Consider the following 21,273-nt stretch of genomic DNA (forward strand, 5'->3'; position numbering starts at 1 on the left):
AAAAAAAAGCAGACGGGACGCCGTCTGCTTTTTTTGTTTTAATATGGCTGTTTTGTATACTTTATTGCTTTTCGCAGGTAGTGGTTGATTTCCTCTCTAGGTGCTCGCTTTCCGCGGGGTGGGCGGTGATCCTCCTCGTCGCTATGCTCTTGCGGGGTCTCACCTGTCCCGCACCTTCCGCTCCATCAACTGTTTTATCAATGGTTTGTCTTATCAAAACCTATGAAAAAACAACTATCTTTTAGAAAAGGGCCTTTATAAAAAGAAGAACCTCCATCGAACATTGTTCATGGAGGCCTTTCTTTTTATTATGCATTAAAATATCTGGCTTCCGGGTGAGCAAATACCATTGCAGTGACTGACGCTTCCGGTTCCATCATGAAGCCTTCTGTTAATTGAATACCGATATCTTCTGGGTTTAATATTGTAAATAACTTCGCTTGATCTTCGAGATTGGGACAGGCCGGATATCCAAAGGAAAATCTTTGTCCCTGATACTTAGCTGAGAACCGTTCCTTCATAGTCATTGTAGGTAAGTCTGGAAAACCCCAACGATCGCGCATTTGTCTGTGAATAAATTCAGCTAGTCCTTCTGCTGTTTCTAATGCCAAGGCCTGCAGGGCATGGCTTTCTAAAAAACGACCCTCATCTTTCAGTTTTTTTGCTGCTTCTCTTATTCCCTTTCCAGCTGTTACGGCAAAGAATCCTACATAATCCTTCTCATCTGTTCGTAAATAATCAGCTAAACAAAGACCAGGCTCTTGCTGCTGTCTTGGAAAATCGAAAGTGGCAATTAATCTGTCCTGTTGTAATGGATTAAAAATATGGATATTATTTTCTACTGATGTGGCCGGAAAAAATTGATAGACAGCAGACGGCTTTATCCAGTCATTCTGTATGCATTGTGTAATTAATTGATCAATGACTTTCTTGATTTTAGTCGCTTTTTCATTCCCATCTTTTAATAGTTGTGCAATTCTCCCTTTAACACCGAGATGATTCATAAGCATTTGTTCGTTAATGTAAGGGTAGACATGAGTAAAAGAAACTTCTTGCAGCTTATACCTTTGCAAATCCTGTGGAATAAACACATCTGTCTGTTTTATCGTACTTTTTAAAGCCGGTTTCTCTTTTACTAATACAGCTGTCTCCTTTATTTCTTGAAGTACTGCTGCCTGCTGCTTCCTTTCTAATTGTTCATGCACTAGCTGATTAAAGCTGTCTGGAATACGGATTTCATTGGCTAAGCTTAATCCGGTCATGGCGTCTTTGGCATACAAGACTAGTCCGTCATAATTTTGGGCAATCTTTGTATTCGTGAATTTACGAGATAGAGCTGCTCCTCCAACTAGGATAGGGGTAGATATCCCAGCCTGTTTCATATCTTGGGCGGTTAACATCATTTGCTGTGCAGACTTTACAAGTAAACCTGAGAGCCCAATAATATCGGGTTTTTCTAAATGCACGGCTTTAATTAATTCTGCTGATGTAACTTTTATCCCCAAGTCAATAATCTGGTAGCCATTATTTGATAATATGATATCCACAAGGTTTTTCCCAATATCATGGACATCTCCTTTAACCGTGGCTAATAGAACTCTTCCTTTATTTACTGCTGCAGCTCCTTTTTCCATAAAGGGTTCTAAATGGGCTACAGCTGCCTTCATTACTTCTGCGCTTTGTAAAACCTCAGCAACAATGAGCTGATTATCGTTAAATAATCTTCCTACTTCCTTCATGCCATCCATTAAAGGGCCATTAATTATTTCTAAAGGCGTCTCGAATTTCATCCGTGCATTTTCTAAATCAGCAATGAGGCCTTCCTTTGTTCCTTCTATTATATAGCTTGCAAGACGCTCTTCCAGTGTGAGGTGAGAACGAGGGACTTTAGCTTCCTTTTTTTTATCGCGATAAAATGCTGTGAAATCAGTAAGTGCTTTATCAGTTGTTTCAAATAATAAACGTTCGGCCTGTTGTACTTCATTGTTAGGTATAGAAGGGAATCGTTCAAGTTTCTCTGTATTTACTAAGGCATAGTCTAATCCTGCCTGTGTGCAATGATATAGAAATACTGAATTGAGTATCTCTCTGCCTACTGGTGGAAGACCGAATGACACATTACTGATACCTAATATCGTCTTTGTTTCAGGGAAGTGCTGTTTGATTAATTTGATGCCTTCAACCGTGGCTTTTGCTGAACCAATATATTGTTCATCTCCGGTGCCGACAGGAAATACAAGCGGATCAAAGATAATATCCTGCGGGTTCATGCCATATTGATGAACGAGTAAATGGTAGGATCGTTTAGCGATTTCCAGTTTCCGATCAGCGGTGACTCCCATACCTTCTTCATCTATCGTGCCTACAACAACAGCCGCCCCGAAAGTATGAATAAGGGGCGCGATATTGGCGAATCTCTCTTCTCCATCCTCTAGATTAATGGAATTAATGATCGCCTTGCCTTGAGAGTAGGTCAGTGCTTTTGCGATGACCTCATCATCAGTTGAATCGATCACAAGAGGGACCTTTATTTTTTTAGTTGCTTCAATCAGGAAGTGTTCCATATCTGCCAGCTCATCTCTGTCTGGATCCGCTAAGCAAATATCGATGACATGTGCACCTCCTTTTACTTGAGCTCTTGCCACCTCTGCTGCTTCCTCATATTTTCCTTCATTGATGAGCCGTTTGAATTTACGGGAGCCAATCACATTTGTCCGTTCCCCGACCATGATAGGCCTGAGGGAAGGTTCGTATATTAACGGTTCTATGCCGGAAATTTGATGTTGAGCTTGCTTGGATATGATTCTTGGTGAAAACCCTTTAAGTGCTTCAGCTATAGCTGAGATATGTTCAGGTGTAGTACCGCAGCAGCCCCCTACGATATTGAGCCATCCTTGTTCGGCAAAACCAGCCAGCTTTGCAGCTAATGTTTGTGGCGTTTCATGATAATGCCCTTCCTCATCCGGTAAACCTGCATTTGGATAACAGCTAATGGCAGTCGAGGCAATATGAGAAAGCGAACGTATATGTTCCTGCATAAATTCCGGTCCGGTTGCACAATTAAGACCTACGGCAATGGGGTTCATATGTTCAACTGATATATAGAAGGATTCAATGTTTTGACCTGCAAGCGTGGTTCCCATAGGCTCAATGGTACCGGACACGATTAACGGTAATTTTATTCCGGTCTTGTCAAAAGCTCTTTCGATGCCGACATATCCTGCTTTTACGTTTAGCAGGTCTTGACTGGTTTCTAATAGAAGCAAGTCAGCGCCGCCGTCTATCAAACCGGTTGCTTGTTCTTTATAATGGTCGGCCAATTCCTTGAAGGATGTTCCGCCTGTTACGCTCAGTGTTTTCGTCGTTGGCCCCATCGATCCTGCGACAAATCGAGGGGAGGAGACTGTGGAAAATCTCCCAGCAGCTTTTTTAGCGATTTCTGCTGCTATTTTATTGATTTCATAACTTTTTTCACCGAGTCCATATTCATCAAGTACGATTTTTGTTGCGCCAAATGTATTTGTTTCTATAATATCTGCGCCGGCTATTAAGTATTGCTCGTGAATGGATTGGATGGTTGCCGGGATTGTGATATTTAAGAACTCATTGCAGCCTTCATATTGTTCTCCGCCAAAATCAGCTGCTGTTAAATTCGCTTGTTGCAGCATCGTTCCCATTGCTCCATCCATAATGAGGATTTTTTCCTTTAAAATCTTAGTGAGTGTTGGTTTGGACATGGTTTTCCCTCCTGGATTGTTGATCTTTGCTGTGCACATAAGATGCTAACTCGACTGTTAATTGATAGCGTAAAAAAGGTGTGATTAAATAAATGCCGTTAAATAACTCCATCGCTGTATCAATTAAGGATTTTGCGATAGCGATCCCTTCAATCTCTGCCGCCTGCGGATTGTCACTATAGGAAGCCATACGCGTCCTTATCACTTGATCGATTTTAATACCAGGCACTTCATGATGCAGGTATTCGGCATTTTTGCTGCTTGTTAATGGCATGATGCCTATATAAATGGGAGCGGATAAATGTTTTGTAGCCTCATGTATCTTCAAGAGCTGCTCCTCGGAAAATATCGGCTGGGAGATAAAGTAGTCTGCTCCATATCTTATTTTTTTCTCTAATCGATGGACTGATTTCTCCAAGGCTTTAACATGAGGGTTAAAAGCAGCTCCAACGGAAAAGATCGTTTTCTGGCCCAAATCATTACCTGTAGGAGAGAGCCCTTTATTAAATTGCTGAATCATTTCTATTAATTCAAAAGATGACACGTCAAATACAGAGGAAGCGCCAGGAAAGTTCCCGACTCTTGCTGGATCTCCTGTGACGGCAAGAATATCATGGATCCCTAGTGTATGAAGACCCATCAGGTGAGATTGCAGTCCGATAATATTACGGTCACGGCAAGCGATATGTACAAGCGGGCGCAAGTTTAGATCTGTTTTTACTAGATGCGCAAGAGCCTCATTTGCAACTCGTGGGGTAGCCAATGAATTATCTGCGAGTGTGAGCGCATCAATGCCTGCTTCTTTAAGCGCTTTTGCTCCTTCAAAAAACTTGGCAGTATTTAATTTCCTTGGCGGATCGAGCTCAACGATAATTGAGCGCTGATGTTTTGCAAGTTCCTGTAGTGGTTTGTCTGTGCGATTAACGATAATCGGATGATCTTTTACTTTGATGGCTGGGTGACGAACTGTTTTTGAAACGATAGGCACTGCTTGTTTTAATTCTTCTGCAAATGCACGAATATGGTTAGGGGTAGTACCGCAGCAGCCTCCAAGTAATCTTATCCCTTGCTGTAGAAAAGGGCGGGCGGACTTTCTAAAATAGTCCACATCTTCCTCATATTGAATTCGTCCGTCTATATAAGCCGGTAAGCTGGCGTTTGGATAGGCGGAAAGGTAGGTATGCTGAGGAAGTGGAACCTGTTCAAGTGTTTCCAGCATATGATGCGGTCCCAGCCGGCAGTTTAGCCCTACGATATCTGCTCCATGATTCTCCAATCTCTCGAATGCATCCTTTACGGAGGTCTGATCTTGCAGAATGCCCGATTCCTGGAGTGAAACTTGAGCAATAATAGGTATTTCAGTTTCTTTACGAGCGATAGATAAGACAGCTTCAAGTTCTTCTAAGTCATAATAGGTTTCTAAAAGCAGGCCATCTACTCCTTCCAAAAGCAGACAATAGAGCTGCTCTCTAAAGCTGCGCTTAATTTCTTCTATAGGAATGGAGAGAGGATTAATCCCGCGATTGCCGCCAATTGTTCCGAGTACGTATGTGTCTGCTTGTGCAGCAGCTTTCGCTATTCTTACACCGGCTGTATTTATTTCTTTGACTGTTTCCTCAAGTCCGTATCTTTTTAACTTTAAGTAGTTTGCAGCATAGGTGTTTGTCTGAATAAGATCTGCACCTGCTGTAACATAGGCTTGGTGTATATTTTGAATTTGCGAGGGTGCAGATAGGTTTAATTCTTCGAAACAACTATCTGTACCATAAGAGTAAAGCAATGTCCCCATAGCGCCATCTGCAATTAATACCTCGTTCTCCATTTTCTTTAAAAAGGTCATTGCTCTTCTCCTCGTCGGTTGATTTGATAATGACGATTCTCTAAGGCAAAAGAAAAGTCATTCATCAGGTCATCCACATCCTCAAGACCAACAGAAAGGCGCAGCAGGCGTCTATTAATGCCTAGCTTTTCTCTTTCCTTCTCTGGGAGAGAAGCATGGGACATGTTTGCAGGATAGGATAAAATCGATTCTACAGCACCTAAGCTAACAGCAAATACGGGAATTTTCACTTTTGAAATGAATGCATGAATAGCCTCTTCATCCTTTAATTCAAAGGAGAGAACAGCTCCGGGACCACTTGCTTGCCGTCTTTGCAAATGATACTGAGGATGATTTGACAGCCCTGGATAATGTACTTTCTTTATGAGTGGATGCGACTGAAGGCTAGCAGCAATGTTTTTTGCAGAAGCCTCTGATTGCTTCATCCTTACTGATAAAGTTTTTAGCCCTCTAAGCACGAGCCAGGCATCCTGAACTCCGAGCACCGCTCCAATCGTATTTTGTAAAAAATATAGTTTTTCTGCTAATTCTTCGTTTTTTACGACAGCTAATCCAGCAAGGACATCACTGTGACCTGATAAAAATTTAGTGGCACTGTGGATAACTAGATCTGCTCCAAGCAATAACGGTTTTTGTCTGGCAGGAGTTAAAAACGTATTATCCACAAATGTTAATGCCCCTAACTTTTTTGCAAGATGAGAAATCGCCTTAATATCTGTTACTTTTAGAAGCGGGTTAGACGGTGTTTCAATATAGAAAACTCTTGTATTATGCTTAGTAGCTATAATCACCGCCTCCAAATTAGTCATATCAGCAAATGAGTATTCAATCCCCAGTCTAGATAACACCTCGGTCACAAGGCGATAGGTGCCGCCATAGACATCTTGGGAGAGAACTACATGATCGCCTGCAGATAATAGAAGAAAAGCAGTAGAAATGGCAGCCATCCCCGAGGAAAAAGCAAATCCGCGGCATCCTTCTTCAAGGTCTGCAATGGCTTGTTCAACTGTTTCTCTTGTAGGATTCAGGCTTCGGCTATAATCGTATTTACCGTACCTCTGGCTATTAGATTGATGAAAGGTGGTAGCGTGTTGAATAGGAACACTTACCGCACCTGTTGATGGATCAAATTTATGTTTATTATGCAGGAGCCGTGTTTCAAAGCTATAAAAGTGAGTCATCTTGCCGCCTCCATTTCAAAAAATGAATTATTTGGAAAAGAAAGCGGATATTCAAATGGTGAAAGGCAAGTTTTCTTCATATTGGATAGCTTTTGGAGAATGAAAGGTAAAATGCTAAATAGCGAATGTGAATGCTCCATTAGGGGTATAGTAGGAGTTTCATTATAGAGGGTGTTCAATTGAGGGGATGATTGTATTTCCGCCACATAACAACAGCTTGGATAAATATTACACCAAGATAATTTTACTGACGGAGCAAAGCTGTTGGAGAACAGTCCATCAAATAAATGGCTATTATACAAGGAGTTTAAATGAGCTGGGTCAAAATAGAATGATACCTTACTATGTTTCAACATGTTATTTCCTCCTGACAACGTATTTACCTTCATGGCAGTAAAACACAAAAAAAGCCTTCGAGAAGAAGACTTAATCATTATTGTCCGCTTCTCATCTTTCAAGTTTAAAAATATAAACTTGCAGGAATTAGCACCTTTTCAATGTAGAACATTGATGGTTGCTGAGGTGTCATAGGGCCATACCCTCGACCTCTCTTGATAAGAAAGAATATTTAATTGACTAAAATTTACATCAACATGACTTTAATGTCAATATATATTTTAAAAATTCTAATTTTTATTTAAGGAGATTATAGCTGTTTTAGATATATAGATATTATTAATTATAGAAGGAAGTCGAAATAAAATCATATCAAACCCGTTGAATTGATTTCAAAAATAGAAAATGCTGTAAAGAAATATAACTACTTGAAAAGAGGATATTGAGCCGTTATAATAGTAAAAGTGTGCAGAACAGAGAGGTTTGCAATATTAACTTGCATTTCATTCTAGGTTTTTGTATAATAGACAATGTTGGTCTTTGACTTGCGATGATGTGAAAGGTTGCTGACACACCCGGCCGCTTTGCCATGGCGAGTGTGTGGGAAATTTTCACGGAGAATGTCTATCATAAAATAGGCGAAAAGGAGGGAAAATAATGGCAAAACAAAAAATTCGTATTCGTTTAAAAGCTTATGATCATAGAATCCTTGATCAATCTGCTGAAAAGATTGTTGAAACTGCAAAGCGTTCTGGGGCGGCTGTATCTGGTCCGATTCCATTGCCGACTGAGAAGTCAATTTACACAATTCTTCGTGCGGTGCATAAATATAAAGATTCTCGTGAGCAATTCGAAATGCGTACACATAAACGTTTAATCGACATTATTAATCCAACACCACAAACAGTCGATTCATTAATGCGTTTAGACTTACCGTCTGGTGTTGACATTGAAATTAAACTTTAATTAATAAATTATAAACAATCTAGGAGGTGTGACTGATATGACCAAAGGAATCTTAGGTAGAAAGATTGGTATGACTCAAGTATTTGCTGAAAACGGTGATCTTATCCCGGTAACAGTTGTTGAGGCGGCTCCGAACGTTGTACTTCAAGTGAAGTCAGTTGAAACTGATGGCTACGAATCCATCCAACTTGGATTTGAAGACAAACGTGAAAAGCTTTCAAACAAACCGGAAAAAGGCCATACTGCAAAAGCAGATACTACTCCTAAGCGCTTCGTTCGCGAATTACGCGGGGCAGACTTAGCAGAGTATAAAGTTGGTCAAGAAGTCAAAGTTGATATTTTCGCTGCAGGTGAAATTGTTGATGTAACAGGAATTTCAAAGGGTAAAGGTTTCCAAGGTGCAATTAAGCGCCACGGACAATCTCGCGGACCAATGGCACACGGTTCACGTTACCACCGTCGTCCTGGTTCAATGGGCCCTGTTGCTCCTAACCGCGTATTCAAAGGTAAATTATTACCTGGACGTATGGGTGGAGAACAAATTACAGTACAAAACCTTGAAATCGTAAAAGTTGACGCAGAGCGTAACCTATTATTGATCAAAGGAAATGTACCTGGTTCTAGAAAAGCACTTTTAAAAGTAAAAAGTGCGGTAAAAGCGAACTAATTAAGTCGGAAAGGAGGAAGTAAGAATGCCTAAAGTAGCATTGTTAAACCAAAGCGGGTCAAAAGTTGGGGATATCGAACTTAATGATACAATCTTTGGTATTGAGCCTAACAACCACGTAATGTTCGAAGCTGTTGTTATGCAAAGAGCATCTTTACGTCAAGGAACTCATAAAACTAAAATTCGTTCTGAAGTAGCTGGCGGAGGACGTAAACCATGGCGCCAAAAAGGCACAGGCCGTGCACGTCAAGGATCTATCCGTTCACCACAATGGCGCGGAGGCGGAACTGTATTCGGTCCTGTTCCACGCAGCTATAGTTATAAATTACCTAAAAAAGTTCGTCGCTTAGCGATCAAATCTGCGTTATCATCTAAAGTATTAGAGGAAAACGTTCTAGTATTAGAAAACTTGGCTTTCGAAACTCCAAAAACTAAAGACTTTAAAGGTGTACTTAAAGGTCTTTCTGTTGATAAAAAAGCGTTAATCGTAACTGCTAATCTTGATGAAAACGTAGCATTATCTGCTCGTAACATCCCAGGAGTAACAGTTGTAACAGCTAATGGAATCAGCGTATTGGACGTTTTAAATCATGATAAATTAATCATGACGAAGCAAGCGGTCGAAAAAGTAGAGGAGGTGCTTGCATAATGGATGCACGCGATATCATTAAGCGCCCCGTTATCACTGAACGTTCTACTGACATCATGGCTGAAAAAAAATATACGTTCGAAGTGGATGTAAGAGCTAATAAAACTCAAGTCAAAGACGCTGTTGAAGCAATCTTTGGTGTTAAAGTTGAAAAAGTTAACATCATGAACTATAAAGGTAAATTCAAGCGCATGGGTAAATTCGGTGGTTATACAAACAAACGTCGTAAAGCGATTGTTAAATTAACTGCTGACAGCCAAGAAATCGAAATTTTTGAAGCTTAATATTTTAACAAGAAGAGGAGGGAAACGAAATGGCGATTAAAAAGTATAAACCTACCTCCAACGGTCGTCGCGGTATGACGGTTTCTGATTTCGCTGAAATCACAACAAGCAAACCTGAAAAATCCTTACTTGCTCCTGTCAAGAGAAAAGGTGGCCGTAACAACCAAGGTAAGTTGACAGTTCGTCATCAAGGCGGCGGTCATAAACGTCAATATCGTATCATCGATTTTAAACGTAACAAAGATGGCATTCCAGGACGCGTTGCTACAGTTGAGTATGATCCTAACCGTTCTGCAAACATTGCATTAATTAACTATGTGGATGGAGAAAAGCGTTACATCCTAGCTCCTAAGAACATTCAAGTGGGCATGGAAGTAATGTCTGGTCCTGAAGCTGATATTAAAGTGGGGAACGCTCTTCCACTTATCAACATCCCTGTGGGTTCAGTTATCCACAACATCGAATTGAAGCCTGGTAAAGGTGGTCAATTAGTACGTTCTGCCGGAACATCAGCACAAGTGCTTGGTAAAGAAGGCAAATACGTATTAGTTCGCTTAAACTCTGGTGAAGTTCGTATGATTCTATCAACATGCCGCGCTACTATCGGTCAAGTTGGTAACGAGCAACATGAACTTATTAACATTGGTAAAGCAGGACGTTCACGTTGGTTAGGCAAACGCCCAACAGTTCGTGGTTCTGTAATGAACCCTAACGATCACCCACACGGTGGTGGTGAAGGTAAAGCTCCAATCGGACGTAAGTCTCCAATGTCTCCATGGGGTAAACCAACTCTTGGATTCAAAACTCGTAAGAAAAACAACAATTCAGATAAATTTATCGTACGTCGTCGTAAAAAATAACGGGATTGAGCTACGGTACCAAAAACGGGCCGTAGAACGATCACGAAGGGAGGTTCAATCATGGGTCGCAGCTTAAAAAAAGGACCTTTTGTTGACGAACATTTAATGACAAAGATCGAAAAGTTAAATGAAACTGAAGGCAAACAAGTGGTAAAAACTTGGTCTCGCCGTTCTACGATCTTCCCACAATTCATCGGACATACTGTTGCAGTTTACGATGGTCGTAAACATGTGCCTGTATATGTTACCGAAGACATGGTAGGCCACAAGCTTGGAGAATTTGCTCCAACTCGTGCATACAAAGGCCATGGCAATGATGATAAGAAAACAAGACGTTAATGAGAGGAGGGCATTCTAATGCAAGCTAAAGCTGTTGCAAGAACAGTTCGTATTGCTCCTCGTAAAGTTCGTTTAGTCGTAGATTTAATTCGAGGTAAGCAAGTTGGTGAAGCGGTAGCGATTTTAAATCTAACTCCAAAAGCTGCTTCTCCAGTCGTAGATAAGGTTTTAAAATCTGCACTAGCAAACGCTGAGCATAACTACGAAATGGACGTAAATAATTTAGTAGTTTCTCAAGCATTTGTTGACGAAGGACCAACTTTAAAACGTTTCCGTCCTCGTGCACAAGGCCGTGCAAGCCAAATCAACAAACGTACATGTCATATTACAATCGTACTATCAGAAAAGAAGGAGGGATAAGCTGTGGGTCAAAAAGTAAATCCAGTCGGTTTGCGTATCGGAGTCATCCGTGATTGGGAGTCAAAATGGTACGCGGGCAAAGACTATGCTGATCTTTTACACGAAGACCTTAAAGTTCGTGAGTACATTGCGAAGCGTTTGAGCGATGCTTCTGTTTCTAAAGTTGAAATCGAGCGTGCTGCAAACCGCCTAAACATCACAATCCACACTGCTAAACCAGGTATGGTTATCGGTAAGGGTGGTACTGAAGTTGAAGCTCTTCGTAAGTCACTTAATGCACTTACAAGCAAACGTGTTCACATCAATATTCTTGAAATTAAAAAAGCTGACATCGATGCGAAATTGGTTGCGGAAAATATTGCTCGTCAATTAGAAAACCGCGTATCATTCCGTCGTGCTCAAAAACAAACACTTCAACGTGCAATGCGCGCTGGTGCGAAAGGTATCAAAACAATGGTATCTGGACGTCTTGGCGGTGCTGATATTGCTCGTTCTGAGTCTTATAGCGAAGGAACAGTTCCACTTCATACACTTCGTGCTGATATCGATTATGCTACAGCAGAAGCAGATACTACTTACGGAAAATTAGGCGTAAAAGTATGGATCTATCGTGGAGAGGTGCTTCCTACAAAGAAGAACACTGGGGAAGGAGGCAAATAATATGTTAATGCCAAAACGCGTTAAATATCGTCGTGTACACCGTGGGAAAATGCGCGGTCAAGCAAAAGGCGGCACTGAGGTTTCATTCGGTGAATATGGCCTGCAAGCTACTGAAGCTTCTTGGATTACAAACCGTCAAATTGAATCTGCCCGTATTGCAATGACTCGTTACATGAAACGTGGCGGTAAAGTTTGGATTAAAATATTCCCGCACAAACCTTACACTGCTAAGCCTCTAGAAGTCCGAATGGGTTCTGGTAAAGGTGCTCCTGAAGGATGGGTTGCAGTTGTTAAGCCTGGTAAAATCATGTTTGAAATCGCAGGTGTTTCTGAAGAAACAGCTCGTGAAGCATTGCGTCTTGCATCACACAAACTTCCACTAAAATGTAAGTTTGTAAAACGACAAGAAATTGGTGGTGAATCAAATGAAAGCTAATGAAATTCGTGACCTTACCACTGCCGAAATTGAACAAAAAGTTAAATCATTAAAGGAAGAGCTTTTCAACCTTCGCTTTCAATTGGCGACTGGACAACTTGAAAACACAGCTCGTATCCGTGAAGTGCGCAAAGCAATTGCTCGTATGAAAACTGTAATCCGTGAAAGAGAAATTGGTTTTAGCAAGTGATATTGAGAGGAGGTTCGCACAATGAGTGAACGTAACCAACGCAAAGTTTACACAGGGCGCGTTGTTTCCGACAAAATGGATAAAACAGTAACTGTTTTAGTCGAAACTTACAAAAAGCATCCGTTATACGGTAAACGCGTTAAGTACTCTAAAAAGTTTAAGGCTCATGATGAGCAAAACGAAGCAAAAATCGGCGATATCGTTCGTATTATGGAAACTCGTCCACTATCTGCGACTAAACGCTTCCGTCTAGTAGAAGTAGTTGAGAAAGCAGTTATAATCTAATTGAACGGAATAATGCTTGATCCCGAAGGGAGGTTACACACATGATTCAACAAGAATCACGTTTAAAAGTTGCTGACAATTCTGGTGCTCGTGAAGTACTTACAATTAAAGTTCTTGGTGGTTCAGGCCGCAAAACTGCTAACATCGGTGATGTTATCGTATGTACAGTGAAACAAGCAACACCAGGTGGCGTTGTTAAAAAAGGTGAAGTAGTAAAAGCAGTAGTTGTACGTACAAAAAGCGGCGTTCGCCGTAAAGACGGTACGTACATCCGTTTTGATGAAAACGCATGTGTAATTATTCGTGATGATAAAGGTCCACGTGGAACACGTATCTTCGGACCAGTTGCACGTGAACTTCGTGAAAACAACTTCATGAAAATTGTATCATTAGCTCCAGAAGTATTATAAAACAAAACAACAATATGCCTTTAAGGAGGTGCACACAGATGCATGTAAAAAAAGGTGATAAAGTAATGGTCATCTCTGGTAAGGATAAAGGCAAAACTGGCGTTATTCTTGCTGCGTTCCCAAAACAAGACAGAGTACTTGTTGAAGGCGTGAACATTGTTAAGAAACACGCTAAGCCTTCCCAAATGAATCCGCAAGGCGGAATCATGAGCCAAGAGGCACCTGTTCATGTATCAAACGTTATGCCGGTTGACCCTAAGTCAGGTGAACCAACTCGTGTAGGCTATCAAACGGTTGATGGCAAGAAAGTACGTGTAGCAACAAAATCCGGTGAAGTTCTAGATAAATAGTTCATAGAAGAAGGGAGGTACAATCGATGAACCGCCTAAAAGAAAAACAAGTAAAAGAAATTACTCCTGCTCTTGTGAGCAAGTTTAACTATAAATCAGTAATGCAAGTTCCTAAGCTTGATAAAATCGTAATTAACATGGGTATCGGTGATGCTGTTCAAAACTCAAAAGTATTAGATAATGCAGTTGAGGAATTAACACAAATCACAGGTCAAAAACCAGTGATCACTCGTGCGAAAAAATCAATTGCTGGCTTCCGTCTTCGTGAAGGTATGCCAATCGGTGCGAAGGTAACACTTCGTGGAGAGCGTATGTACGAATTCTTTGATAAATTAGTATCTGTATCTCTTCCACGTGTGCGTGATTTCCGCGGTATTTCTAAAAAGTCTTTTGATGGTCGCGGCAATTATACACTTGGTGTGAAAGAACAACTAATCTTCCCTGAAATTGATTACGATAAAGTAAGCAAAGTTCGTGGTATGGATATCGTTATCGTAACCACTGCCAATACTGATGAAGAAGCTCGTGAACTTTTAACTCAATTTGGAATGCCATTCCAAAAGTAATCGTTAAATAAAGGGAGGCGAAAACGTGGCTAAAAAGTCAATGATTGCGAAACAAAAACGCACGCCTAAATACAAAGTACAAGAATACACTCGCTGCGAACGTTGCGGCCGTCCACATTCTGTATACCGTAAATTTAAGCTATGCCGTATTTGTTTCCGTGAATTAGCATATAAAGGACAAATTCCTGGCGTTAAGAAAGCTAGCTGGTAAACCTATAGTTAGGGAAGGAGGTAAAAACAATGGTCATGACAGATCCAATTGCAGATTTGCTTACTCGCATCCGTAATGCGAACATGGTTCGTCACGAAAAATTAGAAGTTCCTGCTTCTAATATCAAAAAAGAGGTTGCTGAAATCCTTAAACGTGAAGGATTCGTACGTGATGTTGAGTTTATCGAAGATAATAAACAAGGCATCATTCGCATTTTCTTAAAATACGGTGCAAACAATGAGCGTGTAATCACAGGTCTTAAACGCATTAGTAAACCTGGTCTTCGTGTATACGCAAAAGCTGATGAGGTGCCACGTGTACTTAACGGCCTTGGAATCGCACTAGTTTCTACTTCTCAAGGAGTTCTTACAGATAAAGAAGCTCGCGCTAAACAAGTTGGCGGAGAAGTATTAGCATACGTTTGGTAATAGAGTTTCTCAATGAATGGAGGTGCAATAAATGTCTCGTATAGGTAAAAAACCAATTGAAATCCCAGCTGGTATTACAATTACTATGGATAGCAATGTAGTGACAGTAAAGGGACCTAAAGGTGAACTTTCTCGTTCATTTAACAAAGATATGGAAATTAAAGTTGAAGATAACGTAATCAACGTTTCTCGTCCAACTGATAGCAAAGAGCACCGTGCTTTACACGGAACAACTCGCGCTTTGCTTTCTAATATGGTTGAGGGTGTATCTAAAGGCTTCGAAAGAGGTCTTGAATTGATCGGTGTCGGTTACCGTGCTCAAAAACAAGGCAAAAAGCTTGTTTTGAACGTTGGTTATTCTCATCCTGTTGAAATCGAACCTGAAGAAGGCGTCGAAGTCGAAGTACCAACTAATACTAAAATTATAGTAAAAGGTACTAACAAAGAACGTGTAGGAGCTTTAGCTGCTAACATTCGTGACGTTCGTCCTCCAGAACCTTATAAAGGAAAAGGTATAAGGTATGAAGGAGAATTCGTTCGTCGTAAAGAAGGTAAAACAGGTAAGTAATGCCGCAATCGCTAAACGAAAGGAGTGACCGAAATGATTACGAAGGCTGACAAAAATGCAGTGCGTAAGAAAAGACATGCTCGTGTAAGATCTAAACTTTCTGGCACTGCGGCTCGTCCTCGTTTAAATGTGTATCGTTCAAACAAACACATTTATGCACAATTAATTGACGATGTTAATGGAGTAACGCTAGCAAGCGCTTCTACAATGGAAAAAGATGCTAGTCTTGATTCTACTGGAAACACTGATGCAGCAGTTAAGATTGGTGAATTAATTGCAAAACGTGGCGTAGAAAAAGGATTATCAACAATTGTATTTGACCGTGGAGGATACCTCTATCATGGTCGCGTAAAAGCATTAGCAGATGCTGCTCGCGAAAACGGGTTAGAATTTTAATAGTCAAAGGAGGGACATACAAACATGCGTCGTATTGATCCAAACAAACTTGAACTTGAAGAGCGCGTAGTAACGGTAAATCGTGTAGCTAAAGTTGTTAAAGGTGGACGTCGTTTCAGATTCACTGCTCTTGTAGTAGTTGGAGATAAAAACGGTCACGTTGGCTTTGGAACAGGTAAAGCTCAAGAGGTACCAGAAGCTATCCGCAAAGCAATTGAAGATGCGAAGAAAAACTTAATCGAAGTACCAATGGTTGGAACTACAATTCCTCACCAAGTAATCGGTAACTTCGGAGCTGGCGAAATTTTCATGAAACCTGCATATGAAGGTACTGGAGTTATCGCTGGTGGACCTGTTCGTGCGGTTCTAGAGTTGGCTGGTGTTGGCGATATCCTTTCTAAATCATTGGGTACAAACACACCAATTAACATGGTCCGTGCTACTTTGGACGGTCTACAACAATTAAAACGTGCTGAGGACGTAGCTAAGCTACGTGGTAAATCAGTAGAAGAACTGTTAGGATAAGGAGGGAAATCAAATGGCGAATAAACTAGAAGTTACCCTCACTCGCAGTGTGATTGGTCGCCCTGACGACCAACGCCAAACAGTTAAAGCTCTTGGATTACGTAAAATGCACCAAACAGTTGAGCATCAGGACAATGCCGCTATTCGCGGAATGATCACTAAAGTTGCTCACCTTGTTACGGTAAAAGAAATATAATTCCTACTCTTCTACAAAATAAGGAGGTGCCAAAATGAAACTTCATGAATTAAAACCTGCAGAAGGTTCCCGTCAAGAACGTAAACGTAAAGGACGCGGTATTGGTTCTGGTAATGGTAAAACTGCTGGAAAAGGGCATAAAGGTCAAAATGCTCGTTCAGGCGGTGGAGTACGCCTTGGTTTTGAAGGTGGTCAAACACCTTTATTCCAACGTTTACCTAAACGCGGATTCACAAATATTCACCGTAAAGAATTTGCGGTAGTAAACCTTGATGCACTTAATCGTTTTGAAGATGGAGCGGAAATCTCTCCAGAGCTTCTTATTGAAACGGGTGTTGTAAGTAACGAAAAAGCAGGAATCAAAATTCTTGCAAAAGGCAACGTAGAGAAAAAGCTTACAGTAAAAGCTCACAAATTCTCTGCCGCTGCTAAGGAAGCTATCGAAGCTGCCGGCGGTAAAGCCGAGGTGATCTAATGCTCCAGACAATCTCCAATTTTATGCGCGTGGGTGACATAAGAAAAAAGATTATTTTCACCCTTTTAATGTTAGTGATTTTCCGCATCGGTACATTTATTCCAGTCCCTGGGGTAAATGCAGAGCTGTTACAGGCTCAAGACGAAATGAGTGTATTTGGGGTTCTAAATACATTTGGCGGCGGTGCGCTTCTTAACTTCTCAATCCTTGCGATGGGTATCATGCCGTATATTACAGCATCCATTATCGTCCAGCTATTACAGATGGATGTGGTGCCGAAATTTACGGAATGGTCTAAGCAAGGTGAGGCAGGTCGCCGTAAACTAGCTCAGTTTACGCGCTACTTTACTATCGTGCTTGGATTTATCCAGGCTCTTGGTATGTCTTATGGGTTTAATAATCTTGCTGGTGGCATGTTAATTGAAAATCCGGGTATCGGCTCTTATCTATTAATCGCTACAGTCTTAACTGCAGGAACTGCATTCTTAATGTGGCTAGGGGAACAGATTACAGAAAAAGGTGTTGGTAATGGTATTTCAATCATTATCTTCGCTGGAATCGTTGCCGGTATTCCTTCCATTGCAAACCAGATTTATGCGCAGCAAATTGAAGGTGCTGGAGATCAACTATTCCTTCGTATTGTGACTTTAGTTCTTATCGTAATTGCAGTCATTGCAATTATTGTAGGCACTATCTTTATCCAACAGGCGTTAAGAAAGATTCCTGTTCAATATGCAAAACGTGTATCAGCAGGTAAAACTCCAGTTGGCGTACAAAATACGCATTTACCGTTAAAAGTAAATGCAGCTGGTGTTATACCAGTTATTTTTGCCATTTCGTTCATCATTACGCCGAGAACCATCGCTGGATTCTTTGAGCAAAATGATGTAACGAGTATGATCCAAAGAATATTTGACTATACAACGCCAATGGGTATGGTCATTTATAGTGCATTGATTATTGCATTTACTTATTTCTATGCTTTCATTCAGGTGAATCCAGAGCAATTATCTGAGAATCTGAAGAAGCAGGGTGGCTATGTCCCAGGTATTAGACCAGGGAAAAACACTCAGGAATATTTGACACGTGTTCTATACCGTTTAACATTTGTTGGTGCACTCTTCCTTACAGCGATTGCCATCGTGCCGATGTTCTTTATAAACGTTGCAGGGTTGCCTGAATCCGCTCAAATCGGAGGAACAAGCTTATTGATTGTTGTCGGTGTTGCACTTGACACAATGAAGCAGCTTGAGTCACAACTTGTTAAACGTCATTATAAAGGCTTCATAAAATAGAAGGGTTTAAGGGGACTTATGTTCCCTCAAACCGTTTGACATTATTAGGGGGAATTCACTTGAACTTAGTATTAATGGGGCTCCCTGGTGCCGGCAAAGGTACACAAGCAGAACAAATTGTTGAAAAATACGGCATCCCTCATATCTCTACTGGGGATATGTTCCGTGCTGCCATCAAAGGTGAAACGGAGCTAGGATTACAAGCTAAATCCTTTATGGACAAAGGTGAACTTGTTCCAGATGAAGTAACGATAGGCATCGTTCGTGATCGTTTAGGTAAACCGGATTGTGAGAAAGGTTTCTTGCTTGATGGATTTCCTCGAACAGTTGCTCAGGCTGATGCGCTTGAAAATATTCTTTCTGATTTAGAAAAAAGTATCAATTTCGTTATCAACATCGATGTGGATCAAGATATATTAATGGAGCGTTTGACTGGCCGCAGGATTTGTAAAAACTGTGGTGCAACGTATCATCTAGTATTCAATCCTCCTGCAAAAGAGGGAGAATGCGATCGCTGCGGCGGTGAATTATACCAACGTGCGGATGATAACGAAGGAACAGTTAAGAATAGACTGGATGTAAATATTAAGCAAACGAAACCGTTGCTTGATTTTTATGAAGGGAAAGGCTATTTACGCAATATTAATGGCCAACAAGAAATCGGTAAAGTTTTTACTGATTTAGATAGCTTGCTTAGAGGTTTGCAATAATGATCATAAGCAAAACTCAGCGTGAAATCGATATTATGCGTGAGGCTGGTAAAATTGTTGCACTGACTCATCAGGAACTAGAAAAACATATTGTTCCTGGGATAACAACAAAGGAATTGGATTTAATTGCTGAAAAGTTTATTGCTAAACATGATGCATTTCCATCCTTTAAAGGTTATAATGGATTTTCTGGAAGTATATGTGCTTCTGTGAATAATGAACTTGTTCATGGTATTCCCGGTGATAGAGTGTTAAATGATGGCGATATTATCAGTATAGATATTGGCGCTAAATATAACGGTTATCATGGTGATTCTGCCTGGACATATGCAGTGGGCGATATTGATGAGGAAACGAAGCGTCTTCTTGATGTAACGGAGCAATCATTATATATTGGTCTTAAAGAAGCAAAACCAGGTGAACGCTTATCGAACATCTCTCATGCTATACAAACATATGCGGAAACAAATGGCTTTTCCATTGTACGCGAGTATGATGGACATGGGGTAGGGCAAGACTTACATGAGGAACCTCAAATTCCACATTATGGTCCCCCGAATAAAGGACCACGATTAAAGCCAGGTATGGTGCTTGCTATTGAACCGATGGTGAATGCAGGGAGCCGCTATGTAAATACGTTAACCGACAACTGGACTGTTGTAACAGTTGACGGGAAAATGTGTGCGCACTTCGAGCATACAGTAGCGATTACAGAAACAGGTTATGAAATACTCACTAAAATTTAGTGTTTTAGATGAGTCCATTCGTATCTAGCTCCGTATCTTAATCAATTTCTTTTGATTATAGGAGGACGAAATACTCCTCAGTGTGTTATAATTATAAGGTTGTTGAGTTTGCAGTTTGATCAATGTCTATCAAAGGCATCATTCTGTAAGTAACTTAACAATGATTAGATTATGTATATCGGTAGGTTCTGGCATGTTCGGAGTAACCAACCGTAAACTTTATCGAAATGGTCATGCTTTTAAAAGCATTTTATTGGATTCGTATATGATAGATAGAAGGGAGTAATGTTTAATGGCGAAAGATGATGTAATTGAAATTGAAGGCACGGTAATAGATACTTTGCCGAATGCAATGTTTAAGGTAGAATTAGAAAATGGTCATACAGTGCTGGCTCATGTTTCTGGTAAGATCCGCATGCACTTCATCCGTATTTTACCTGGAGATAAAGTAACGGTTGAGCTATCTCCATATGATTTAACTCGCGGAAGAATCACTTATCGTTTTAAATAATCATTGCACTCCGTACTATTAAGGAGGTTAGGATAATGAAAGTAAGACCATCAGTTAAACCAATCTGCGAAAAGTGCAAAGTTATCCGCAGACGTGGAAAAGTAATGGTTATCTGTGAAAACCCTAAACATAAACAAAAACAAGGTTAAATCTAAGGAGGTGCGCATATAGTGGCACGTATTGCAGGTGTAGATGTTCCACGTGAGAAACGTGTAGTTATCTCATTAACTTATATCTTTGGTATCGGTAAAGCAACTGCTGAGAAAGTTCTAGCAGAAGCTGGTGTGTCTGAAAACACACGTGTTCGCGATCTTACAGAAGACGAACTAAACAAAATTCGTGAATCAATTGACAAGCTAAAAGTTGAAGGTGACCTTCGTCGTGAAGTTTCACTTAACATCAAACGTCTAATGGAAATTGGAAGTTATCGCGGTCTACGTCATCGTCGTGGTTTACCAGTTCGCGGACAAAATACTAAAAACAATGCTCGTACACGTAAAGGTCCTCGTAAGACTGTAGCGAACAAGAAGAAATAATCGGTAAAGGAGGGTTTTTAAAATGGCTCGTAAAACTAATACACGTAAACGTCGTGTGAAAAAGAATATTGAAACAGGTATTGCACACATTCGTTCAACATTCAACAATACAATTGTAACAATCACTGATGCTCATGGAAATGCTCTTTCTTGGTCAAGTGCCGGTGCTTTAGGATTTAGAGGTTCTCGTAAATCTACTCCTTTCGCTGCGCAAATGGCTGCTGAAACAGCTGCGAAGACTTCTATCGAACACGGAATGAAAACTTTAGAAGTTACAGTTAAAGGACCTGGTGCAGGTCGTGAAGCTGCTATTCGTGCCCTACAAGCTGCTGGTCTAGAAGTTACTGCTATCAGAGACGTTACTCCAGTACCACATAACGGATGTCGTCCACCAAAACGCCGCCGTGTATAATTTTTCTGTATAGACTTTTGTATCGTTGTCTATAATGGGTTATGATACAAGTTATGGTTTTTATACAGATTTAATTATTCCAGTTGTTGTGCACAAAACGGGAACGTATACATGGGGGAATTTCGGTTATAACCATTAACCGGGGTTT

General features: G+C 40.6%; 31 protein-coding genes and 1 riboswitch. Of the genes, 28 read left to right on the forward strand and 3 right to left on the reverse strand.

Going from position 1 to position 21,273, the window contains the following annotated elements; translation table 11 throughout:
- Window positions 1-308: 308 nt before the first annotated feature.
- Genes metH through metC form a run of 3 tightly spaced genes read right to left on the reverse strand, consistent with a single transcriptional unit; the run spans window position 309 to window position 6,758 of the window.
- Window positions 309-3,737, reverse strand: coding sequence for a methionine synthase (gene metH, locus J2S17_RS21570; RefSeq protein WP_307477964.1), 3,429 nt, complete (start codon window positions 3,735-3,737; stop codon window positions 309-311).
- Window positions 3,715-5,577 carry a bifunctional homocysteine S-methyltransferase/methylenetetrahydrofolate reductase gene (locus tag J2S17_RS21575; RefSeq protein ID WP_307477965.1) on the reverse strand — a complete coding sequence of 621 codons (1,863 nt, stop codon included), beginning with the start codon at window positions 5,575-5,577 and terminating at the stop codon, window positions 3,715-3,717. The genes metH and J2S17_RS21575 overlap by 23 nt, the downstream gene beginning before the upstream one ends.
- Window positions 5,574-6,758 carry a cystathionine beta-lyase gene (gene metC / locus J2S17_RS21580; RefSeq protein WP_307477967.1) on the reverse strand — a complete coding sequence of 395 codons (1,185 nt, stop codon included), beginning with the start codon at window positions 6,756-6,758 and terminating at the stop codon, window positions 5,574-5,576. The genes J2S17_RS21575 and metC overlap by 4 nt, the downstream gene beginning before the upstream one ends.
- Window positions 6,759-7,202: 444 nt before the next feature.
- Window positions 7,203-7,319: riboswitch (SAM riboswitch) on the reverse strand.
- Window positions 7,320-7,751: 432 nt separating this feature from the next.
- Between metC and rpsJ the strand changes: the two genes are divergently transcribed.
- The 28 genes from rpsJ (at window position 7,752) to rpsK (ending at window position 21,125) form a co-directional block, all read left to right on the forward strand.
- A complete protein-coding gene (gene rpsJ, locus J2S17_RS21585) occupies window positions 7,752-8,060 on the forward strand; it encodes a 30S ribosomal protein S10 (protein ID WP_009791329.1) in 309 nt (102 codons plus the stop codon).
- A 37-nt stretch (window positions 8,061-8,097) separates the two neighbouring features.
- Window positions 8,098-8,727 (forward strand): 50S ribosomal protein L3, encoded by a 630-nt coding sequence (rplC, locus tag J2S17_RS21590; protein WP_307477971.1) that lies wholly within the window; start codon window positions 8,098-8,100, stop codon window positions 8,725-8,727.
- Window positions 8,728-8,752: 25 nt separating this feature from the next.
- Complete coding sequence (rplD, locus tag J2S17_RS21595; RefSeq protein WP_307477972.1) at window positions 8,753-9,376, forward strand: 50S ribosomal protein L4; 624 nt, start codon at window positions 8,753-8,755, stop codon at window positions 9,374-9,376.
- The gene (gene rplW, locus J2S17_RS21600) at window positions 9,376-9,660 is read left to right on the forward strand and encodes a 50S ribosomal protein L23 (protein ID WP_307477974.1); all 285 of its coding nucleotides are present in this window, start codon (window positions 9,376-9,378) and stop codon (window positions 9,658-9,660) included. Before rplD ends, rplW begins: the two co-directional genes overlap by 1 nt.
- Before the next feature lie 29 nt (window positions 9,661-9,689).
- On the forward strand, window positions 9,690-10,520 hold the full coding sequence (rplB, locus tag J2S17_RS21605; RefSeq protein WP_307477976.1) for a 50S ribosomal protein L2: 831 nt from the start codon (window positions 9,690-9,692) through the stop codon (window positions 10,518-10,520).
- 60 nt (window positions 10,521-10,580) lie between these two features.
- Window positions 10,581-10,859, forward strand: coding sequence for a 30S ribosomal protein S19 (gene rpsS, locus J2S17_RS21610; RefSeq protein WP_307477978.1), 279 nt, complete (start codon window positions 10,581-10,583; stop codon window positions 10,857-10,859).
- 18 nt (window positions 10,860-10,877) lie between these two features.
- On the forward strand, window positions 10,878-11,219 hold the full coding sequence (gene rplV / locus J2S17_RS21615) for a 50S ribosomal protein L22 (RefSeq protein WP_307477980.1): 342 nt from the start codon (window positions 10,878-10,880) through the stop codon (window positions 11,217-11,219).
- Between the two features lie 3 nt (window positions 11,220-11,222).
- Entirely contained in the window at window positions 11,223-11,879 is a 657-nt protein-coding gene (gene rpsC / locus J2S17_RS21620) for a 30S ribosomal protein S3 (protein WP_307477982.1), read from the forward strand.
- 1 nt (window position 11,880) lies between these two features.
- A complete protein-coding gene (gene rplP / locus J2S17_RS21625) occupies window positions 11,881-12,315 on the forward strand; it encodes a 50S ribosomal protein L16 (RefSeq protein WP_307477983.1) in 435 nt (144 codons plus the stop codon).
- Entirely contained in the window at window positions 12,305-12,505 is a 201-nt protein-coding gene (gene rpmC / locus J2S17_RS21630) for a 50S ribosomal protein L29 (protein WP_009336588.1), read from the forward strand. The genes rplP and rpmC overlap by 11 nt, the downstream gene beginning before the upstream one ends.
- A 21-nt stretch (window positions 12,506-12,526) precedes the next feature.
- Window positions 12,527-12,790, forward strand: coding sequence for a 30S ribosomal protein S17 (rpsQ, locus tag J2S17_RS21635; RefSeq protein WP_110067551.1), 264 nt, complete (start codon window positions 12,527-12,529; stop codon window positions 12,788-12,790).
- A gap of 41 nt (window positions 12,791-12,831) precedes the next feature.
- Window positions 12,832-13,200, forward strand: coding sequence for a 50S ribosomal protein L14 (gene rplN, locus J2S17_RS21640; RefSeq protein WP_066192201.1), 369 nt, complete (start codon window positions 12,832-12,834; stop codon window positions 13,198-13,200).
- Window positions 13,201-13,238: 38 nt separating this feature from the next.
- Window positions 13,239-13,550 carry a 50S ribosomal protein L24 gene (rplX, locus tag J2S17_RS21645; RefSeq protein ID WP_307477985.1) on the forward strand — a complete coding sequence of 104 codons (312 nt, stop codon included), beginning with the start codon at window positions 13,239-13,241 and terminating at the stop codon, window positions 13,548-13,550.
- Between the two features lie 26 nt (window positions 13,551-13,576).
- Window positions 13,577-14,116, forward strand: coding sequence for a 50S ribosomal protein L5 (rplE, locus tag J2S17_RS21650; protein WP_307477986.1), 540 nt, complete (start codon window positions 13,577-13,579; stop codon window positions 14,114-14,116).
- A 25-nt stretch (window positions 14,117-14,141) separates the two neighbouring features.
- Window positions 14,142-14,327 (forward strand): 30S ribosomal protein S14, encoded by a 186-nt coding sequence (rpsN, locus tag J2S17_RS21655; protein WP_009499044.1) that lies wholly within the window; start codon window positions 14,142-14,144, stop codon window positions 14,325-14,327.
- A gap of 29 nt (window positions 14,328-14,356) precedes the next feature.
- Complete coding sequence (gene rpsH, locus J2S17_RS21660; RefSeq protein WP_066441538.1) at window positions 14,357-14,755, forward strand: 30S ribosomal protein S8; 399 nt, start codon at window positions 14,357-14,359, stop codon at window positions 14,753-14,755.
- 31 nt (window positions 14,756-14,786) lie between these two features.
- Window positions 14,787-15,323, forward strand: a complete 537-nt coding sequence (rplF, locus tag J2S17_RS21665) for a 50S ribosomal protein L6 (RefSeq protein ID WP_307477989.1) — start codon at window positions 14,787-14,789, stop codon at window positions 15,321-15,323.
- Between the two features lie 33 nt (window positions 15,324-15,356).
- On the forward strand, window positions 15,357-15,719 hold the full coding sequence (rplR, locus tag J2S17_RS21670; RefSeq protein WP_307477991.1) for a 50S ribosomal protein L18: 363 nt from the start codon (window positions 15,357-15,359) through the stop codon (window positions 15,717-15,719).
- A gap of 24 nt (window positions 15,720-15,743) precedes the next feature.
- On the forward strand, window positions 15,744-16,244 hold the full coding sequence (gene rpsE, locus J2S17_RS21675) for a 30S ribosomal protein S5 (protein WP_307477992.1): 501 nt from the start codon (window positions 15,744-15,746) through the stop codon (window positions 16,242-16,244).
- Window positions 16,245-16,257: 13 nt separating this feature from the next.
- Window positions 16,258-16,440 (forward strand): 50S ribosomal protein L30, encoded by a 183-nt coding sequence (gene rpmD / locus J2S17_RS21680; RefSeq protein WP_307477993.1) that lies wholly within the window; start codon window positions 16,258-16,260, stop codon window positions 16,438-16,440.
- 34 nt (window positions 16,441-16,474) lie between these two features.
- Window positions 16,475-16,915, forward strand: a complete 441-nt coding sequence (gene rplO, locus J2S17_RS21685) for a 50S ribosomal protein L15 (protein ID WP_307477994.1) — start codon at window positions 16,475-16,477, stop codon at window positions 16,913-16,915.
- Window positions 16,915-18,210, forward strand: coding sequence for a preprotein translocase subunit SecY (secY, locus tag J2S17_RS21690; RefSeq protein WP_307477996.1), 1,296 nt, complete (start codon window positions 16,915-16,917; stop codon window positions 18,208-18,210). The genes rplO and secY overlap by 1 nt, the downstream gene beginning before the upstream one ends.
- 59 nt (window positions 18,211-18,269) lie before the next feature.
- On the forward strand, window positions 18,270-18,920 hold the full coding sequence (locus tag J2S17_RS21695) for an adenylate kinase (protein ID WP_307477998.1): 651 nt from the start codon (window positions 18,270-18,272) through the stop codon (window positions 18,918-18,920).
- Window positions 18,920-19,666 carry a type I methionyl aminopeptidase gene (map, locus tag J2S17_RS21700; protein WP_307477999.1) on the forward strand — a complete coding sequence of 249 codons (747 nt, stop codon included), beginning with the start codon at window positions 18,920-18,922 and terminating at the stop codon, window positions 19,664-19,666. The genes J2S17_RS21695 and map overlap by 1 nt, the downstream gene beginning before the upstream one ends.
- A gap of 292 nt (window positions 19,667-19,958) precedes the next feature.
- A complete protein-coding gene (gene infA, locus J2S17_RS21705; protein WP_066192222.1) occupies window positions 19,959-20,177 on the forward strand; it encodes a translation initiation factor IF-1 in 219 nt (72 codons plus the stop codon).
- Between the two features lie 35 nt (window positions 20,178-20,212).
- The gene (gene rpmJ / locus J2S17_RS21710; protein WP_000868344.1) at window positions 20,213-20,326 is read left to right on the forward strand and encodes a 50S ribosomal protein L36; all 114 of its coding nucleotides are present in this window, start codon (window positions 20,213-20,215) and stop codon (window positions 20,324-20,326) included.
- Between the two features lie 21 nt (window positions 20,327-20,347).
- On the forward strand, window positions 20,348-20,713 hold the full coding sequence (gene rpsM, locus J2S17_RS21715) for a 30S ribosomal protein S13 (protein ID WP_307478001.1): 366 nt from the start codon (window positions 20,348-20,350) through the stop codon (window positions 20,711-20,713).
- Between the two features lie 22 nt (window positions 20,714-20,735).
- Window positions 20,736-21,125 (forward strand): 30S ribosomal protein S11, encoded by a 390-nt coding sequence (gene rpsK / locus J2S17_RS21720; protein ID WP_307478002.1) that lies wholly within the window; start codon window positions 20,736-20,738, stop codon window positions 21,123-21,125.
- Window positions 21,126-21,273: the final 148 nt, after the last annotated feature.

It is taken from the genome of Cytobacillus purgationiresistens, assembly GCF_030813235.1.
GTDB lineage: Bacteria > Bacillota > Bacilli > Bacillales > Cytobacillaceae > Cytobacillus > Cytobacillus purgationiresistens.

Excerpts from the sequence above, each read along its gene's own strand:
- metH (WP_307477964.1), bottom strand. The coding sequence starts at position 3,737 with ATGTCCAAACCAACACTCACTAAGATTTTAAAGGAAAAAATCCTCATT.
- J2S17_RS21575 (WP_307477965.1), bottom strand. The coding sequence starts at position 5,577 with ATGACCTTTTTAAAGAAAATGGAGAACGAGGTATTAATTGCAGATGGC.
- metC (WP_307477967.1), bottom strand. The coding sequence starts at position 6,758 with ATGACTCACTTTTATAGCTTTGAAACACGGCTCCTGCATAATAAACAT.
- rpsJ (WP_009791329.1), top strand. The coding sequence starts at position 7,752 with ATGGCAAAACAAAAAATTCGTATTCGTTTAAAAGCTTATGATCATAGA.
- rplC (WP_307477971.1), top strand. The coding sequence starts at position 8,098 with ATGACCAAAGGAATCTTAGGTAGAAAGATTGGTATGACTCAAGTATTT.
- rplD (WP_307477972.1), top strand. The coding sequence starts at position 8,753 with ATGCCTAAAGTAGCATTGTTAAACCAAAGCGGGTCAAAAGTTGGGGAT.
- rplW (WP_307477974.1), top strand. The coding sequence starts at position 9,376 with ATGGATGCACGCGATATCATTAAGCGCCCCGTTATCACTGAACGTTCT.
- rplB (WP_307477976.1), top strand. The coding sequence starts at position 9,690 with ATGGCGATTAAAAAGTATAAACCTACCTCCAACGGTCGTCGCGGTATG.
- rpsS (WP_307477978.1), top strand. The coding sequence starts at position 10,581 with ATGGGTCGCAGCTTAAAAAAAGGACCTTTTGTTGACGAACATTTAATG.
- rplV (WP_307477980.1), top strand. The coding sequence starts at position 10,878 with ATGCAAGCTAAAGCTGTTGCAAGAACAGTTCGTATTGCTCCTCGTAAA.
- rplP (WP_307477983.1), top strand. The coding sequence starts at position 11,881 with ATGTTAATGCCAAAACGCGTTAAATATCGTCGTGTACACCGTGGGAAA.
- rpmC (WP_009336588.1), top strand. The coding sequence starts at position 12,305 with ATGAAAGCTAATGAAATTCGTGACCTTACCACTGCCGAAATTGAACAA.
- rpsQ (WP_110067551.1), top strand. The coding sequence starts at position 12,527 with ATGAGTGAACGTAACCAACGCAAAGTTTACACAGGGCGCGTTGTTTCC.
- rplN (WP_066192201.1), top strand. The coding sequence starts at position 12,832 with ATGATTCAACAAGAATCACGTTTAAAAGTTGCTGACAATTCTGGTGCT.
- rplX (WP_307477985.1), top strand. The coding sequence starts at position 13,239 with ATGCATGTAAAAAAAGGTGATAAAGTAATGGTCATCTCTGGTAAGGAT.
- rplE (WP_307477986.1), top strand. The coding sequence starts at position 13,577 with ATGAACCGCCTAAAAGAAAAACAAGTAAAAGAAATTACTCCTGCTCTT.
- rpsH (WP_066441538.1), top strand. The coding sequence starts at position 14,357 with ATGGTCATGACAGATCCAATTGCAGATTTGCTTACTCGCATCCGTAAT.
- rplF (WP_307477989.1), top strand. The coding sequence starts at position 14,787 with ATGTCTCGTATAGGTAAAAAACCAATTGAAATCCCAGCTGGTATTACA.
- rplR (WP_307477991.1), top strand. The coding sequence starts at position 15,357 with ATGATTACGAAGGCTGACAAAAATGCAGTGCGTAAGAAAAGACATGCT.
- rpsE (WP_307477992.1), top strand. The coding sequence starts at position 15,744 with ATGCGTCGTATTGATCCAAACAAACTTGAACTTGAAGAGCGCGTAGTA.
- rpmD (WP_307477993.1), top strand. The coding sequence starts at position 16,258 with ATGGCGAATAAACTAGAAGTTACCCTCACTCGCAGTGTGATTGGTCGC.
- rplO (WP_307477994.1), top strand. The coding sequence starts at position 16,475 with ATGAAACTTCATGAATTAAAACCTGCAGAAGGTTCCCGTCAAGAACGT.
- secY (WP_307477996.1), top strand. The coding sequence starts at position 16,915 with ATGCTCCAGACAATCTCCAATTTTATGCGCGTGGGTGACATAAGAAAA.
- map (WP_307477999.1), top strand. The coding sequence starts at position 18,920 with ATGATCATAAGCAAAACTCAGCGTGAAATCGATATTATGCGTGAGGCT.
- infA (WP_066192222.1), top strand. The coding sequence starts at position 19,959 with ATGGCGAAAGATGATGTAATTGAAATTGAAGGCACGGTAATAGATACT.
- rpmJ (WP_000868344.1), top strand. The coding sequence starts at position 20,213 with ATGAAAGTAAGACCATCAGTTAAACCAATCTGCGAAAAGTGCAAAGTT.
- rpsK (WP_307478002.1), top strand. The coding sequence starts at position 20,736 with ATGGCTCGTAAAACTAATACACGTAAACGTCGTGTGAAAAAGAATATT.